Raw genomic sequence first — 16,465 nt, forward strand, 5'->3', positions numbered from 1 at the left:
CGGGCACCCACGTTTATGAGATCACAGTTAACCTGCCGCGTTTGCCCGGATGCCGAGTAGAATCACGCCCTGAAAGCGATTCCTGAGGTGCGGTACGGTGGATTTACAGCAGGGTTTTGTCCTGACCCGGCATTGGCGCGACACCCCGGCGGGGACGGAGGTCAGTTTCTGGCTGGCGACCGACCAAGGGCCTCGGTGCATTCGTCTCCCCGTGCAGACCTCGGTAGTGTTCATTCCCGAGGCCTATCGCAAGCCGCTGGACTGGCTGCTCAAAGGCGAGCGCGATATCGAATTGCGTGAGTTGCAGTTGTGCGATTTCCATCATCGGCCGGTCCTGGGTCTCTACGCCCGGCAGCACCGCCAGATAATGGATATTGAAAAGCGCCTGCGCGCCGCCGGTGTGGACGTCTACGAAGGTGATGTACGCCCGCCCGAGCGCTACATGATGGAGCGATTCATCACCGCGCCTGTGTGGTTCGGCGGCACGCCGGATGCCAGCGGCACGTTGCTTGATGCGCAGATGAAGCCCGCTGCCGATTACCGACCGACCCTGAAACTGGTATCCCTCGATATTGAAACCACCGCCCAGGGCGATCTTTATTCCATCGCGCTCGAAGGGTGTGGCGAGCGCCAGGTGTACATGCTCGGTCCGCCCAACAAAGCCTGCGCGGTGGACTTCAAGCTCGACTATTGCGACACCCGCGCCCAACTGCTCGAACGCCTCAACCAATGGCTGGCCACCCACGATCCGGATGCGATCATCGGTTGGAATGTGGTGCAGTTCGACCTGCGCGTGCTCCACGAACATGCCCAGCGCCTGAATGTGCCGCTGCTGCTGGGGCGGGGCGGTGAAGCCATGGCCTGGCGCGAGCATGGCAGCCGCAATCATTACTTCGCTGCGGCAGCGGGCCGGTTGATCATCGACGGCATCGAAGCCCTGCGTTCAGCTACGTGGAGTTTCGAGTCGTCCAGCCTGGAAAATGTCGCGCAAACCCTGCTGGGTGAAGGCAAGGACATCTCCACGCCGTACCAGCGCATGGACGAAATCAACCGCATGTTCGCCGAGGACAAGCCCGCCCTGGCGCGCTACAACCTCAAGGACTGCGAGTTGGTCACGCGGATTTTCGAGAAGACCGAGCTGCTCAAGTTCCTGCTCGAGCGCGCCAGCGTCACCGGGCTGCCTGCCGACCGCAATGGTGGTTCCGTCGCGGCGTTCACCCACCTCTACATGCCGTTGATGCACCGCCAGGGCTTTGTCGCGCCGAACCTCGGCGACAAGCCGCCCCAGGCCAGCCCCGGCGGGTTTGTCATGGACTCGCGCCCAGGTCTGTATGAGTCGGTGCTGGTGCTGGACTACAAGAGCCTGTACCCGTCGATCATTCGCAGTTTTCTGATCGACCCGGTGGGCTTGATCGAAGGCCTCAAGCATCCCGACGACAGCGACTCGGTGGAAGGCTTTCGCGGTGCGCGTTTCTCCCGCACCCGGCATTGCCTGCCGTCCATCGTCACACGGGTGTCCGAAGGCCGCGAAGTGGCCAAGCGCGAACACAATGCACCGCTGTCCCAAGCCCTGAAGATCATCATGAACGCCTTCTACGGCGTGCTCGGTTCCAGCGGTTGCCGGTTCTTCGATACCCGGCTGGCGTCCTCGATCACAATGCGCGGGCATCAGATCATGCGCCAGACCCGCGAGCTGGTGGAGGCCCAGGGTTATGAAGTGATCTACGGCGACACCGACTCCACCTTCGTCTGGCTCGGCGGCGCCCACTCCCTGGAGGATGCCAGCCGCATCGGCCAGGCGCTGGTGCAGCACGTCAACGACTGGTGGCGCGGCCATCTGCACACGGAATACGGCTTGCAAAGCGCCCTGGAGCTGCAATACGAAACCCATTTCAGCCGCTTCCTGATGCCGACCATTCGCGGCGCGGAGGAGGGCAGCAAGAAGCGCTACGCCGGCCTGGTGGTGCGCGCCGATGGCAGCGAAGAGATGGTCTACAAGGGCCTGGAAACCGTGCGCAGTGACTGGTCGCCTTTGGCCCGGCAATTCCAGCAGGAACTCTACCGGCGCATCTTCCATCGCCAGCCCCATCAGGATTATGTACGCGAGTATGTGCGCCGTACCTTGAGCGGCGAACTCGACGAGCTGTTGATCTACCGCAAGCGCTTGCGCCGACCCTTGCATGACTACGAACGCAACGTCCCGCCCCATGTGCGCGCCGCACGCCTGGCCGACGAATACAACGACCGCCTCGGGCGCCCGCGCCAGTACCAGCGCGGCGGCTGGATCCGCTATGTGATCAGCGTCAATGGCCCGCAGCCGTTGGAAGTGCAGCAAGCGCCTATCGACTACGATCATTATGTGACGCGCCAATTGCAGCCCGTGGCTGACGCCATCCTGCCGTTCGTGAACGATGATTTCGCCACCCTGGTGGGCGGGCAGATGGGCCTGTTCTAGGCAATCGGCCACAATCCCCGTTACACCTGAAGCTTAGGAGGAACGCCCATGTACACACTCTATGGCACCGACGAGTCCGGCTCCTGCATGATCGAGATTGCGCTGCAGCGCTGTGGCGTGCCGTGGCATCGCGTGGATGCCAGCTCCTGGCATGAAGGCGAGGGCAGCGAAGCCCTCGCGCGCATCAACCCGCTCAAACAGATCCCCACCCTGGTCACCCCCGATGGCCAGGTGCTGACCGAAAGCGCCGCCATCCTGATCCACCTGGGCCTGGAGTTTCCCGACGCGAACCTGCTGGCCGGCAACCGCGCGCAGATCCTGCGCGGCCTGCTGTACATCGCGGCCAATTGCTATTCGGCCATCGGCATCATCGACTATCCGCAACGCTGGCTGGGCGACGCCGGTGAAAGCCTGCAAACGCAGCTGACCACCGGCACGCGGCGTTATCTGCATCAGGCCTGGGTGGTGTTCGCCGATCAGTTTGCCGACCAGTTGTTTACGCCCGACGACGTACCCAATGCACTGGGCATCATGGCGGCGGCGGTGTCGCGCTGGGACGAAGGACGCGAGGTACTCCGCAGCCTGGCGCCGGGCTTTGCCCACGCCCTGGAGCGCGTGGATGCGGACCCGGTCGTGGCGCCCGTGTTCGCCCGGCATTGGCCGCAGTGGCAGGTCTCGTAATCAGAAGAAACAATGCCCCGCCGCCCGCCAATCCCTTGCGGCGCGGGCATCCTGACCTACGCTTCTCAATGTGGCGTAGGAATCATCCTTGAATTTGACTGTCGCAGACATGAAACTCAAGAACCCTGCATGGAATTCAAAGGAGGTGCGCATGCTCATCCGGTCGCTGACCCTGGCTACCTTGATGGCTTTTACGGGGCCGTTGTTGGCTGCTGATGATAATCCGCTCAAGCTGGAGATGGGCAAAACCCGCCCTCTGGTGGTGGTGGAACTCGATGCGGGTAACCCGACGTTGGCCACGCTCAGGAAACAACTGGAAGAGCCTGCCACCAAGCAGTCCTTCGAAGAGCGCAGCATGGTGTTCTACACCGTGAAGTTCGGCAGCATCGGCGCCGAGGGCGAGAAGTTCGCCAAGGATCCCAAGGACAGCAAAAAGCTCACCCCGCCTGAAACCAATGCACTGATCCGCGCCCTCAAGCTCGGTGTCGGCAGCGGCACGAAGGTGATCCTGATCGGCAAGGATGGCGAGAAGAAACTCGAGAAGACCGTGCCGCCCGATAGCCTCGATCTCAAAGAGTTCTTCAGTGCCATCGACCAGATGCCGATGGCCGAGAAAGAAGCGGCGGCCGCGCCGGAACCCGCGCCCGTTGCACCTGCACCGGCCAAGGGCGCCAAACCGGTCAAACCCGGCAGCAAGCCGGCGCCGCAACCCCTCGACGATTGAAATTCATAGCCCTGTAGGAGCGAGCTTGCTCGCGAAAAACGCCCAGGCACCGCGCTCATTCTGGATAAACGTGGTGGCCCTGAGTTTTTCGCGAGCAAGCTCGCTCCTACATCAGGGCTAGCCGCTGCACGTCAGCTAGACGCGCAATCAAGGCTTTGGCGCTTTACGCACCGGAAACGGAAAGTAGAAAAACCGCAGGAATGCCACCCGCTTGATCACTTCCCCGATCAGCAACGGCACCACCACCGCCACCACGAAACCCACGCACGCGGCCATGAACGGATGCAAACCCAGGCGCTCCATCAGGTCGAAGGTCTTGTGCTGGATCTCGCCGTGGAAGATCAACAGGATCAAGGTGGATTGGCCGATGTAGGTCATCGCCCGCGTCAGCAGGGGCGACACCATCAACACCCGCGCCAGCGCCCAGCACAGGTACACACCGATCACCGCCAGCAGGCTGGTCCACAACCAGTGGTCGTAGCGACGCTGCGCCAGGTCCATGGTGTCGTGGCTGTAGAGGAACACAGCGGCGAACAGCACCAGCGAAATCAGCAGGGTCAGCAGCGAGCCTTCATGCCGGCGCAGCCAATCACGCAGCAGATAGCCGTAGATGAAATAGGTACTGCTGATCAGGGTCACGTCGAGGCTGAAGGGCAGGCCGGGCAACGCCCATGTTTGTTCGCCGAGGGTGACCGGCACTTGCCAGAACCATTTCAACATCCAGATGCCGAGCAACAGTTGCGCGCCGATCAGCAGGCAAGCGGCCAGCAACGGCAGCTTCAGGCGCTGAATCAGCCGCAGCATCAACCAACTGAACAGGATTGCCACCCAGAAGTGCGGCAAGAACCACAACGCCTGCCACGGGATGGTGTCCACGGAGGCATACAGCACGCCGCCGATATCCCCCAGCAACGGTTGCCCGCGCAGCACATCGCGCACGATCACATAGACCAGCATGGTGAAGAAGAACGGCTTGAGCAGGCCATCGGCCTTGCGCACCGCCATCTCCACGAATGGTTGCTCGGGCTTGAAGAACACCCCGGACAAAAAGAAGAACAACGGCAGCACGAACGACGCCAGGATCGGGTACAGCAAATCCAGCGAGTTGGCGACAAACCAACTGTGGCCGTACACGATAATCAGGATACCGACGCCTTTGGCGATATCCATTTGAATCCAACGATGCTTCATGTGAGTCTTCCCGAACGATCATTCACGCCTTGCGCCACGGCGTCAGCCACAGCCCCATACCCAGCAACACCACGGCGCCTGCCAGGGTGCTCAGCCCCACTTGCAGCCACACGTCTTCGATCCGAAACAACACCAGCGCCGCCAGCCCCATCAGCACCGTACTGAGCAGCCATTGCCGGGCCCAGGGCAGGGCGCCGAGCAACGCCTGGCGCTGCATCAGCAGCAGCGCGGTGCAGATCACCCCCGCCAGCGCCGCCAGTGGAATGCCGGCCAGGCCAAACGCAAACGGCAGTACGCCCAGCAGCAGCACATTGACCAGGCTGCCGAGCAGTTCGCAGCGCAGCGGCTGGCGCGTGTCGCCGGCGGCGTAGGCGTAGCGCGCGAGCAGGGCGTTCCAGGCACCGAATACCAGCGGCACGGCAAACCAGGCGAGCAACAGCGGCAGCGGCGAGTCCGCCGACTGGCTGGGCAGCAGCAGCGCGACCAGGCTCGGCGCCGCCGCCACCAGGCCGACGCCGGCGGGCAAGGTCAGCACGCTGGCGGTTTCCAGGCCGCGCTTGAGCAGGGCCAGGCGTTCATCGCCCTGGCGCCGGCTCATCATGCCCAGCAGCACTTGATTGAGGCTCATCAGCGCAATCAAAGGCAGGTTCATCAGCTTGCGCGCGAGGTTGACCCAGGTCACCGCGCCTTCCCCCAGCAGCGATGCCACCAGGCGCTCGATCAACGCCAGGCCTTGGCTGGCACCATTGCTGAGTAACAAGGGGCCGATACGTTGGCCCAACTCCCGCAAAGGCGCGAACGACAGGCGCACGCGCCAGGGTCGCCAGCCCAGACGCCAGAGTGACGGCAGCAGCGCCAGCGGCATCAAGCCACTGCCGACCAGGCACGCCAGCGCGAGGCTGTGCGGCTGGCTGGCGGTGCCTGCCATGGCGAGGTACGCCACCGGCGGCAGGTTGAACAGCAGCGAGCCCAACCCCGCCAGCACAAAGCGCTCGCTGGCCTGCAAGGGCACACTGAACAGCGCATGCAGCAGCAGGCCCGGCACGCACCACGCCACGATCTGCAGATTGCTGCCGGCCAGGGCCGTGGCGCTGGCCGCCAACCCCGGGCCGAGCAGTTGCACCAGCCACGGTGCCAATAGCATCAGCAGCAGGCTGGTGACCAGCGCAATCACCAGCAACGCCGGGAACAATACGGCCAGCCAGTCCAGGCGTTCGCTGTCCTTTCTTTGCAGATACAGCGGCAACGCGGCGGCGCTCAACACGCCGCCGGCCAGCGACATGCGCAGCGCCTCGGGCAGGAACAGCGCGATCAGGAACGCATCACTGCGCTCCCCCGCGCCCCAGGCCGCCACCAGCAACCACTCGCGCGCAAACCCCAGGCACAGGCCCAGCAGGGTCGCCACGGTCAGCCATACGGCAGAACCCAGCATCAGGGCTGCGCGCCATCAAGCATCGGCTTGCGAAACGCCAACGCCTTGACCTGGGGCAGGCGCGCCGGGAACAAGCGCCGCGCCTCCAGTACGTTAATCCCCACCATCAGCCAGAACAGCGCGACCATCACCACGGCAAAGCTGAAGTAGTGGTCAAACAAACCGCTGACCAACGCCGACAGAATCCCGGCGGTGCTGCCCAGCCACAGCGCGTTGTCCTTGGTCAGGCGGATCGGGCCCTTTTCCGGCCGGGCTTCACGCCACCAGCGCACAGTGACTGCAATAAACAACAGCATGCCGACAACGCCGGTCTTGTAGATGAAGTTCAGCCACAGGTTGGAGATCCCCAGCAAGTGCGTGCCCGGTACCGGCGGGTCGACCTTGAAACCGATGCCGAACGGGTACGCCGCCACGGCCTGCGGGAACATGCGGTATTCGTCGAAACGCACTTCGGTACTGGCGTTGCTCGACGAGAAGATGGTCGCCAGCCGCTCCTGCAGCGGCGGATAAGCCATCACCAACGCCACAGTCAACGCCGCGCCGATCATCAGTAAACGTCCGGTGTAAGGCACGCGCCGCGTGGCCAGCCACATCAGCACCAGCGCCAGGCTGACCATCGCCCCGCGGCTGCTGGCCAACAGCAATGCCGCCGCACCCAGGCACGCCACGCTCAGGCCCAGTGCGCGTTTCCAACCTTGTTCGGTCATGCCGTAGCAGAACGCCAAAGGCAGCAGCAGCGCCATGATTCCGCCAATGGCATTCGGGTGCATCCACGGCGAGCCCATGCGTGACGACATGGCTTCCAGGCCGAATTTCAATGTGTCGAAGTTGCCGTAGTTGAGCAGCGCCAGGATCGGCGCAATCCCCGCCCCGGAGCGTGTGCGCACGAACACCGCAATCGACATCACCAGCATCGCCAGGGTGCCCAGCAGCAGGGCGATCACCAGGCTTTCGCGGTGTTTGTAGTCCACCAGCAGCTTGGCCGTGAGAAATACTCCCGAGAGGTTCAGCAACCAACGCAGCCAGTTGGCCACGCCGCTGCTTTCGGCGTGGATGCTGACCTGGCCGACGATAAACGGGAACACGCTGAACAGCATCAGCCACAGCAGCATCTGGTCGGTGGGGCGAAGCGCCAGGCGCGGCGCGTCCGGCAGGCGCGACAGAAAGCCGTGCCACAGCACCGCGCCCCAGGTCAGCGCAAGAATGGCTTCGCTCACCGTACTGCGGATGCCCAGATTAAGCGTGGAGTAGGGCATGAAGGTCGCGACCAGGGCGAACAGCAGCAAGCCCCAGAAGGGAAAGCGCAGGATGGTCACGGCCGCCGCCAGGCCGATCACGGCGAGAAACGCCTTGGCCGGTGACAGCGCCAGCGCGACCACACCGAACAGCACGCCGAAGAGGATCGCGACGAGGCTTGCCAGGGAGAGTCTCATTTCAGTTCCTCGATCAGTTCGGCCAGGCGCCGGCGATAGGCGTGTTGGTTAAAGCGTTCGGCCCATCGGCGGTGGTGTTCGGGCGTGGCTTCATCGGCGCGCTCACCCAGGTTCAGCATCAACTGGACCAACGCGGGGCCATCGGTGGGTGAAAAGCGCGGCGCCGATGGCGGGGTGATTTCGTCCAGCGAGGTGCCGCTGGCCACGGCGACGGGGGTGCCGACGCTCAGCGCTTCAATCACCGGCAAACCAAAACCTTCAGCGTAGGACGGTTGCCACACGCGTGACGCCTGGCGGTACAGCGCCTGCAACTCGGCGTCGGAGACGCCACTCAACGCATGAATCCCCGGCAGTTGGCGCTGGGCTTCGGGCAAGTGCTCAAGGCTGCCCACCAGGACCAGTTCCGGCACGCTGGGGGAGTCGCGCCGCGCCCGTTGCCAGGCATCCACCAGGAACGGCACGTTCTTGCGCAGTTCACGGGTGCCGACCAGCAGCCAGAAGCCTGTGGGCAATTGGCGCGCGGACAGGTCCGCCGGTGGTTCATTGAAGCCCTCCACCTGATTGGGCAGGACGCGAACCTTGCCCGCCGCCTGAGGAAATAACCGCACGGTTTCGTCGGCACTGTACTGGGAGGGCGTCCACACCCGGTCGGCGCTGCGCACCGCGTAGGCAATCGACAGGCGATCGGTGGTTTTGTACACCAGCGCCTTCAGGCGGCTGGCGTGGTAGTTGTCCAGGGTGATCTGAAACAGGTCGTGCAGCAGCACCACGGTGCGCAACCCTTCAGGCTTGGGCGGTAACGGCAGGCCCATATTGAAGGTGCTGATGTACAGATCGATGTGCTGTTCGCGCAGGGCGCGGGGTAAAAAACCGGCTTCGAAGCGCAGGCGATTCTGTGGCTGGTGCATCGCCGTTTTCGCGCAGCCCCAGGCCGGGCAGTGCGCCTGCAACCGGGTTTGATCGCCCAGGGGCGCGACGGTAAATCGCTCCAGTTCGATGTCCGGCAGGCTGCGCAGGGCGCTTTCCAGCGCATACACCTGGCGGCTGATGCCCGATTGCGGTGAGGTGCCGACGGTGCGGTAATCCAGGCCTACACGCATGCGGGCTCCTTTTGATTGAGCGGCGAAAGGGTGGCGTACACCTGCTCCAGTTGGCTGGCGGCAACGCTCCAGTCATGGGCTCGCCGCGCATAGGCGCGGCCGGCTTCACCCATGGGCGCGGCGGCTTCGGGAGCGTGCAGCAGGCGCACCACGGCGTCAGCCAGGCCGACGGCAGTTTGCCCGCCCAGATAATCCAGGCCCTCGACCAGGTCCAGGCCCGACACGCCCTGTTCGGTACTGGCCAGCGGCAGGCCGGCGGCCAACGCTTCGAGCACTTTGAGCTTGGAACCGCCGCCATGGCGCAACGGCGCCAGAAACACTGAACAGCTCGATTGCAGGTTCAACAGGTTTGGCACAAAGCCCTGCCACTCGATGCGCGGGTCCGGCCAGCGTTCGCGCCAACCGTCGGGCATGCCGAAGCCGCACACGCTCATGCGCGCGTCGGGGCAGCGCTCCCAGACTTTCGGCAGGATTTCATCCAGGGCCCATTCGATGGCATCCACATTGGGGGCGTATTCATAGTTGCCGAGGAACAGCACGCGGCGGGTCGAGGGGTCGGGGCGGGCGCCGGCGAAGTGATCGCAGTCAACGCCGTTGACCACCACCGGCACCGGTCTGCCGGCGATTTTTTCCAGCACCTGCGCATCGCTGTCGGTGACGGCCACCACTTGGCTGGCCTGGCGCATCACGCGACGCTCCCAGCGCGTGTAGCGCCATTGGTCATAGCGAATGAACGGCAGCGCCCAACGCGGCAAACGGTCGTACGTCGCCGCGCCGAGCGCCGACTCAACGTTATGTTCAGTCAACACGAAGGGTTGGGATTTGCGCGCCAGGGCATCTTCGTAAGGTTGGAAGGTATAGCTGTGCTCAATCTGCACCACGTCCCAATGCTCGTTGAGCAGTTGGTTGAACCGGTCCTCCAATTGCCCCGACAGGCCATTCACGCTGGCCAGCAGCGGGTAGGGCGCAAACAGCCCGGCCAGCAGGGTTTTCAGGCTGCGCAGTGGCCGACGCGGCAGGATGATCAACTGCTCGAGAAAGCCTTCCAGCACGTGGCGATCGCTCAGCGACACCGGGTGCTTGTCATGCAAAAGCAACGTGATCCGGTGCCCACGCGCCGCCAGACTGCGCAGAAGGTGGAACTGGCGCGTCTTGCCGCCGCTGGTGGCAGGCCAGGGCGAATAAGGCAGGATCCATAAAATGCGCATGGCGGGCTTCAATCCCATAACAGAATTTGCAGGTTCGACTTGACCGGGACAGTCAACCCGTTAGTGCCGCTCACCGGTGTCTGTGTGCCGCGCAACGGGTCATACAGCGTCGCGCTGGCGAGGCCGGGCAAGTGCGCGTTACCGCCACGGGCCGACCAGAAAAACCACAGTTTGCGCCCGTCGGCGCGGGTCCAGCCGATGCTGAACAGGCCGTCGGGCAACTGGTCGGCGGTGGGCGGGTCGGCGGGGGTCAGCTGCGGGCCACTGACGTCGAGGAAGTTCTTCAACGCGATGTAGACCGGCTTGGGCTTGGCGTCGATATCGAGCAGGCCGTAGGCACGGTCGCGCACGCTGGCGCGCTGGTCGAGGTCGCTCAGGGTAAACAGAAAGATCTTGTCGAAATCCAGCGCGCTCATCAGCGCCAGGCGGCGTATCACATAATCGGCCTGGCCCTGCTGGGTGATGATGTCCTGGGCTTCTTTGGGGCCGGCGTAGTTCGACCAGCCCCACTCGGTGCTCCACAGGGTTTTCACGCCGCTGGCGCGCAGCTTCTGGTTGAGCGCGGTGGTCTTGGCCACGAAGTCGAGGTTGGCCGGGTCGTTGCCCTCGGGCAGTTGCGTGTAAGGGTGGTAGGACATCACGGTGTTCAGCTTGGGCACACCGAGGGCGTCGAGGGCGTCGAGCATGGTCTGACCGTTGGGCATTTCGCTGAAAAACGCCATGCCGGCGGCCACCACCGGTTTGTTCGGGGCGACGGCGCGCAGTGCGGCGGTGGTGGTGCGCAGCAGCCTGGCATAACCGGCCGGGTCCGCCGCCGGGCGCCAGAAGCCCAGCAGGTTCGGCTCGTTCCACACCTGCCAGGCATCGACGCTGGGGTAGCGTTGGGCCAACAGGGCCATGCGGATCGCAAATACATTCGGGTCCTGCGGCGGGTACTGGTCCTGATAGGGCGCACCCACCGGCGCGGTGGTGATAAACGGCGCCGAGCCGACCAGGTAAAACACCGACTTGAGCTGGTTGTCCTTGAGCTTGGCCACCAACTCATCCAGGGTCGCCACCTGGTACCGGTCGGCGGCTGGCTCCAGCCGGTCCCAATGCAAATCCAGGCGCACCCATTCCAGGCCCAGGTCCTTGAGGCGGTCGATCTGCAGCTGGTAGCGCTCGGGGCTGAACCACAGGAACTGCGCGTTCACCCCGAGGAAATCCTTCCACACCACCACCTTGTTACCCTTGAGCACATGGTTCTCGGCGTCGGCCGGGCGCCCCCAGATAAACGCGACCAGGCCCAGGGCCGCGACCAGCGCAAGGGTGGCGAAGTAGGTCCGTTTACGCGCCATACGGGGCCCCTGTGATTGCCTGTTCGAAGAGCTGCTTGAAGCGCTGCGCCGTCAGCGGCCACAAGCGTTCGCGGCCGATTGCGCCGGCGCGTTCGGCCCAGTCCCGGGCCAATGTGGGCGTACGGGCCAGGCGCAACAATTGCTCGCCCAGCGCGGCCACATCGCCTTCGGGGTAGATCGCGCCGTTACCGCTGGCGACTTCCTCGGCGAACGCCCGGGCATCCGAGGTAATCGCCCCGCGCCCGCACGCGGCGGCCCAGGACAGCGCGCCACTGGTGCCGCGCTGACGGCCGAGCAGGCCGAGTTTTTTCGATTCGCGATAGGGCAGCACCATCACATGGTGGGCTTGGATCGTTTGCGCAATCTCGTCGGCCGGCAGGTTCAGCCGCCAATCGATGGAGCCTGCCAGGCCGAGGTCGGCGATCTGGCGGTTCAACTGCTCCAGGTAATTACCGCCCGCGCCAAACGCCATTTCGGCGGCAGTGCCACCGGCCAGGGTCAGGCGCACACGGTCACGCAATTCGGGGGCTTGCTTGAAAACGGCGGCCAGGGCCTGCAACAGGTCTTCAATGCCTTTGCCACGGTAGATAAAACCGAAATACAGCAGGTGCAGGGTGTCCAGCGGCGGCAGCGCTACGGCTGCAATCGCCAGGTTGGCGTGGTTGATTACCGCCACTTTGCCGGCGGGCAATTGCATGCGCTGGCTGAGGCAGTCGGCGCCCAGACGGGTGAGGGTGACCAGCCGCGTCAGGTCACGGGCGACATGGCGTTCTTCGCGCAGGGTCAACGGGTCTGCCAGCACCACCGCCGCCTGCGGCAACGGGCTGGGCAGGCGCTGCAGCAGGTTGAGCGGGAAGGGCAGGTGCTCGCGCCGCCACACGATGCGCTCGGGGTCATGCACGGTGGCCGTCAGCGGCAGGTTCGGGTAGGCGCTGCGCAACGCGCGCAACGCCAGGAACTCCCCCAGGCGCCCGCCGCCCAGCTCGGCGTGGACCAGGTCCACGCTGTGCCAGTCGAACGCGGCGACGGCCTGCTTGATCGCCGCGCTCGAGCCTTCCACGCCGCTCAACGGTGTCAGCACCGTCACGCCCAGCTGCTCCAATGCCGTCTTGAAATGGTGCGCGTAGTCGGCGATCCCATTCTTTTCCGGTGGCAAAGGCGCGAGCAGGGCGATGCGCATCAGAACGCCCCCCGGTATTTGCCGATGGTGTGCAGCACCTTGGCCGGCACTTCGAATTTACGCCGGTTGATGATGATGCCATCGACTTTGCCGAACGCCGTGTTGAGGATCGACAACGCGTGCTCCACCACCGGCACCGTGCTCTTCTGCGCTTCCACCACCAGCGCGATCAGGTCGGCGCGCCGCAGGTTGACGAACGCATCGCGGTTGTCCAGCAGCGCCGAGGCGTCCAGCAACACCACTTCGCCCGGTGCGGCGGGCGCCGCCCCGCCGACGCGCACGGTAATGCCATTTTCCTGGAGCAATTGGCGCAGTTGCTCGACCACGAAGGTCACCCCTTCGCCGTGGCGCGCCGAGGTCAAGCCGAGGGTCAGGCCGCGTTCGGCCACGCGGTCCAATTGCAGCAGACCGTACAGCCGGTAGATGCTCGCATTGAACGCATTGGTGCCTTGCGCGGTGCTGGTGTCCAGCTCCGGCAGGGTGGTCCACAGCGGCAGGCCGAACTTGCGTTCCACCAGGCCGCCATCGTGAATGCGCTGGTCAAGCAGGTAGCACAGGTAGATCACCAGCAGGCCGACGACGATGGCAAACGGGATCGCCAGCAACAGCATCAGCAGGGTTTTGGGGAAGATGCGACCTGGGTTCAGGGTCGCTTCCTCGATCACCGCGATGTTGCTGATCTGGCTGTTGTCCAGTTCACGGTCGATGCGCGATTTTTCCAGGTTGTCCACGTACAGCGCGTAGTTACGCTCGGTGGCACTCAACTCGCGGGACAGGCGCGCCAGCTCCGGTTCAATCTCCAGGGCTTCCTTGCGTTGCGCTTCGAGGTTGACCAGTTGCTTTTGCTGCTGCACCAGTTGGGTCCGCAATGCCAGGTTGTTGCTGGACTCATCGAGCAGCACGCGCTGCAAGTGGATTTCCAGGGTATTCGGCGCGCGGTTTTCCGAGCTTTGTACGGTGTTGCTTTCACCGGCGACCTGGGCCTGCATTGCCCGAATCGACGCATCCAGGGCTTTGACCGGCGGCGCGTTATCGGTGTAGGTGCGCATCATGTCGGCTTTTTCCAGCAGCTTCTGGTTAAGCAAGCGACGCAAATCCTGCTGCTGCGGGTTGAGCGCAATCTGGCGAACCGTGGTCACCTCCTTGGGCTGGGTCTTGAGCTGGGTGCGTGTGCTCTCGAGGGCGCTGTCCGACGAGGCAATCAAGCGCGTGGTGTTGAAGGTTTCGCCGCGCAGCACGTTGATGCGCTCGGACAAATCTTCCAGGCGATCGGTAATGCTCGCCGCGCCGATCTGGTTCAAGTGGGTCAGGATCTGCTGCTTGTAGCTCTTGATCTCGGTGGCGCTGTTGGACACCTGGCCTTCATAGAAGGCATACAGGCTCTTGCGCCCCAGGGCCTGGGTGCGTTCGTTGATGTAGGTTTCGACCCAACTCTTGACCACCGCCTGGGCGATCTCGGGGTCGCTCCACTTGAAGCTGATGTCCATCACCGTGGACCCGGCCGCATGGCTGACTTCGAAGTTCTTCTCCAGGCTCGCGGCGAGGCGTTCCACCGGCGTGGTCTGTTCAATCACGCCCACGGTTTCCAGCACTACGCGCACGCCGTCGAACACCGCGCCGATAGCGTTTTTGACGTAGTACTTGGTGCGCTTCCAGACACCTTCCGGCGGCGGCATTTTGTCGATGACTTCCAGGTAATGCTCGGCCACCGCACGTACGATCGGGCGGCCGGTCAGCAGGCGCTCCTCGTCGACAATCGGGTCGCGCTGGGTGCTGGGCATGACCAGCGCCTGGCGGTTGCTGATTTCGATCGGCAGTGTCGAATCACGCCCCGGCTTGACCAGCAGGCGCGCGGTGGATTCGAACTTGGCGGGCAGCAGGAAGGCCCCCAGCAAAATGATCACCAGCGCCGCGATGGCCGCCAGCTTGAACTCATGCCGGAAGATGAAGAACAGGCGCAGAAGATCGCGAAAAGAACGGATCTCGATCATGGGATGTCGCTCCTTTAGTTACTGCCGCCGCTGGTTCGGGTGTAGTTGTAGCCAACCCCGATCGACTTGGTGAATGGGATCAACTGGTTCAGGTAGGTATCCACGCCCTGGATGCGCTCGCCCACATTGGATTTGGGCACGAACACCACATCACCGCGTTGCAGGGGTACTTGTTTGCGCCCGTTGGGCCCGGTCTTGAGGTATTGGCTGAAGTCCAGGAAGTAGGCGCGATAGACGCCTTGGGTATCTTCGCGCAGCAGCGCAACCATGCTGGCATTGCCTGCCGGGTTGACCCCGCCGGCGCCGACAATGGCTTGCTCCAGGGTGTTGGCCGAGGCGATCGGCACCGTGGTCGGGTTGTTGACCGCGCCGCCGACGATGATCGAATTGCCCGGCGCCTGGTTGATGTTCACCGTCACCCGTGGCTCGCGATACACCGGTGCAAGCTTGCTGCTCAGCTCGTTCGCCACCTCGGACGGGGTGCGCCGGGCCACCTGGATCGGGCCCAGGAACGGGTAGTTGATCTTGCCGTCGGTTTGCACCGTGTACAGCGTCAGCTCATAGATGGTGCTGACGTTGAACGCCGACAGGGTCGGCATTTCCCCGGCATCGCGCACGATGCGCAACTGATCGCCGATGCGGATGCGTTCCACCGCCGGCGGCAGTTGGGCCAGTTGGTCGAGGGCGCGCTTGCCGTCCTCGACGGTCTTGCCGTCAGGCGCGACGATGCGCGCGGGGGTATTGCAGGCGGCCAGGGCCATCATGGCCAGGACGAGCAGGGTTCGTTTCATCAAATAGGACTTCCTGTAGGTCATGATGCTCACCTCCAATAACCGGGGAACATGCTGATGCGCCGCTTGAGGGCGAGGGGTAGCCGGCGTTCCTGCTGGCCCAGCCGATAGCCGAGCAACTTGAACGCGCTGCGCACCAGTACTTCGGGTACGCGGTGCCATGCACCGGCTGCGCGCAATGCCGCGAGTTCAGCTAGTACATAGCGTTTACCTTCACCGCCGGCATCGCCAAAGGCCTGGCGTATCCAGGGTTCGCGACCGTAGAACACGCCAATGTCGAAGTAGCGGTGAAACTCATCCATGAGTCGGTAATCGTGGGAGTGGTACACCTGCGCAGAGGCGGCGTAGCGCACGGTGTAGCCTTCGATCAGCATGCGCGCCGCGACGTAGGCGTCTTCGCTACCGATGACATCGGCGGGGAAACCACCTACGGCTTGCAGGGCGCTGCGTCGGTAAACGGAAAACGAGTCGGAGCTGAAACAGGTCTTGATCCCCAGCTGCGGCGCATCGGCCAGGCGCTTGCTGCGGCTGTGGGCCGGGTAATTGAAGTGGCGCGACTGCGCGCCCAGCACACCGGCGTCGGGGTGCGGCAGCTGGCGACCATAGGCCACGCCGTTGAGCGGGTCTTGCTGCAATTCAGCGAGCAGGTTGGCGAAGGTCTCGGGGGCGGCGGGAATGGCGTCCTGGGTCATCACGATCAGGGCATCGCCGCTTACCTGTTCGCTGGCCCAACGCCGCGTGCCGCCGTGGTTGAAGTCGCGGGCGTCGATCACCTCGACCCGCGCGCCGTATTCGCGAAAGCGCGCCACGGTGTCATCGCTGGACGCACTGTCGACCACCAGCATCTCGTCCGGTTGCAGGGTTTGCATTTTCAGCGCGGGCAGCAGCCGCGCCAGGTGGCTTGCGGCGTTACGGGTCGGGATGATCAGCGAGGTGCGCATG

13 protein-coding genes are annotated in these 16,465 nt (G+C 63.9%); 3 read left to right on the plus strand and 10 right to left on the minus strand.

Features of this window, described 5'->3' with window-relative positions:
• The first annotated feature begins 97 nt into the window (after nt 1–97).
• From C4J87_RS09125 to C4J87_RS09135, 3 genes are all read left to right on the plus strand, one after another.
• Nucleotides 98–2,455: a DNA polymerase II gene (locus C4J87_RS09125; protein ID WP_124366505.1), complete on the plus strand. Its 2,358-nt coding sequence runs from the start codon at nt 98–100 to the stop codon at nt 2,453–2,455.
• Nucleotides 2,456–2,503: 48 nt separating this feature from the next.
• Nucleotides 2,504–3,136, plus strand: coding sequence for a glutathione S-transferase N-terminal domain-containing protein (locus C4J87_RS09130; RefSeq protein WP_124366506.1), 633 nt, complete (start codon nt 2,504–2,506; stop codon nt 3,134–3,136).
• 151 nt (nt 3,137–3,287) lie between these two features.
• Nucleotides 3,288–3,860: a DUF4174 domain-containing protein gene (locus tag C4J87_RS09135; RefSeq protein WP_124366507.1), complete on the plus strand. Its 573-nt coding sequence runs from the start codon at nt 3,288–3,290 to the stop codon at nt 3,858–3,860.
• A gap of 147 nt (nt 3,861–4,007) precedes the next feature.
• Here the strand turns inward: C4J87_RS09135 and C4J87_RS09140 are convergent, their stop codons facing one another.
• From C4J87_RS09140 to C4J87_RS09185, 10 genes are read right to left on the minus strand one after another with little or no spacing between them, the layout of a single operon-like run.
• Nucleotides 4,008–5,051, minus strand: coding sequence for an acyltransferase family protein (locus C4J87_RS09140; protein ID WP_124366508.1), 1,044 nt, complete (start codon nt 5,049–5,051; stop codon nt 4,008–4,010).
• 22 nt (nt 5,052–5,073) lie between these two features.
• A complete protein-coding gene (gene murJ, locus C4J87_RS09145; protein ID WP_124366509.1) occupies nt 5,074–6,483 on the minus strand; it encodes a murein biosynthesis integral membrane protein MurJ in 1,410 nt (469 codons plus the stop codon).
• Nucleotides 6,483–7,916, minus strand: coding sequence for an O-antigen ligase (locus tag C4J87_RS09150; protein ID WP_124366510.1), 1,434 nt, complete (start codon nt 7,914–7,916; stop codon nt 6,483–6,485). The genes murJ and C4J87_RS09150 overlap by 1 nt, the downstream gene beginning before the upstream one ends.
• Nucleotides 7,913–9,016 (minus strand): glycosyltransferase family 1 protein, encoded by a 1,104-nt coding sequence (locus tag C4J87_RS09155; protein WP_124366511.1) that lies wholly within the window; start codon nt 9,014–9,016, stop codon nt 7,913–7,915. The genes C4J87_RS09150 and C4J87_RS09155 overlap by 4 nt, the downstream gene beginning before the upstream one ends.
• Nucleotides 9,007–10,224, minus strand: a complete 1,218-nt coding sequence (locus C4J87_RS09160; RefSeq protein ID WP_124366512.1) for a glycosyltransferase family 4 protein — start codon at nt 10,222–10,224, stop codon at nt 9,007–9,009. The genes C4J87_RS09155 and C4J87_RS09160 overlap by 10 nt, the downstream gene beginning before the upstream one ends.
• Nucleotides 10,225–10,232: 8 nt before the next feature.
• Nucleotides 10,233–11,561, minus strand: a complete 1,329-nt coding sequence (locus C4J87_RS09165) for a cellulase family glycosylhydrolase (RefSeq protein WP_124366513.1) — start codon at nt 11,559–11,561, stop codon at nt 10,233–10,235.
• Nucleotides 11,551–12,741, minus strand: coding sequence for a glycosyltransferase (locus C4J87_RS09170; protein WP_124366514.1), 1,191 nt, complete (start codon nt 12,739–12,741; stop codon nt 11,551–11,553). Before C4J87_RS09170 ends, C4J87_RS09165 begins: the two co-directional genes overlap by 11 nt.
• Nucleotides 12,741–14,732, minus strand: coding sequence for an exopolysaccharide transport family protein (locus tag C4J87_RS09175; protein WP_124366515.1), 1,992 nt, complete (start codon nt 14,730–14,732; stop codon nt 12,741–12,743). Before C4J87_RS09175 ends, C4J87_RS09170 begins: the two co-directional genes overlap by 1 nt.
• A gap of 14 nt (nt 14,733–14,746) precedes the next feature.
• Nucleotides 14,747–15,523: a polysaccharide biosynthesis/export family protein gene (locus tag C4J87_RS09180; protein WP_124362084.1), complete on the minus strand. Its 777-nt coding sequence runs from the start codon at nt 15,521–15,523 to the stop codon at nt 14,747–14,749.
• A gap of 29 nt (nt 15,524–15,552) precedes the next feature.
• Nucleotides 15,553–16,464, minus strand: coding sequence for a glycosyltransferase family 2 protein (locus C4J87_RS09185; protein WP_124366516.1), 912 nt, complete (start codon nt 16,462–16,464; stop codon nt 15,553–15,555).
• Between the last annotated feature and the right edge of the window lies 1 nt (nt 16,465).

It is taken from the genome of Pseudomonas sp. R1-43-08 (genome assembly GCF_003852255.1).
GTDB lineage: Bacteria > Pseudomonadota > Gammaproteobacteria > Pseudomonadales > Pseudomonadaceae > Aquipseudomonas.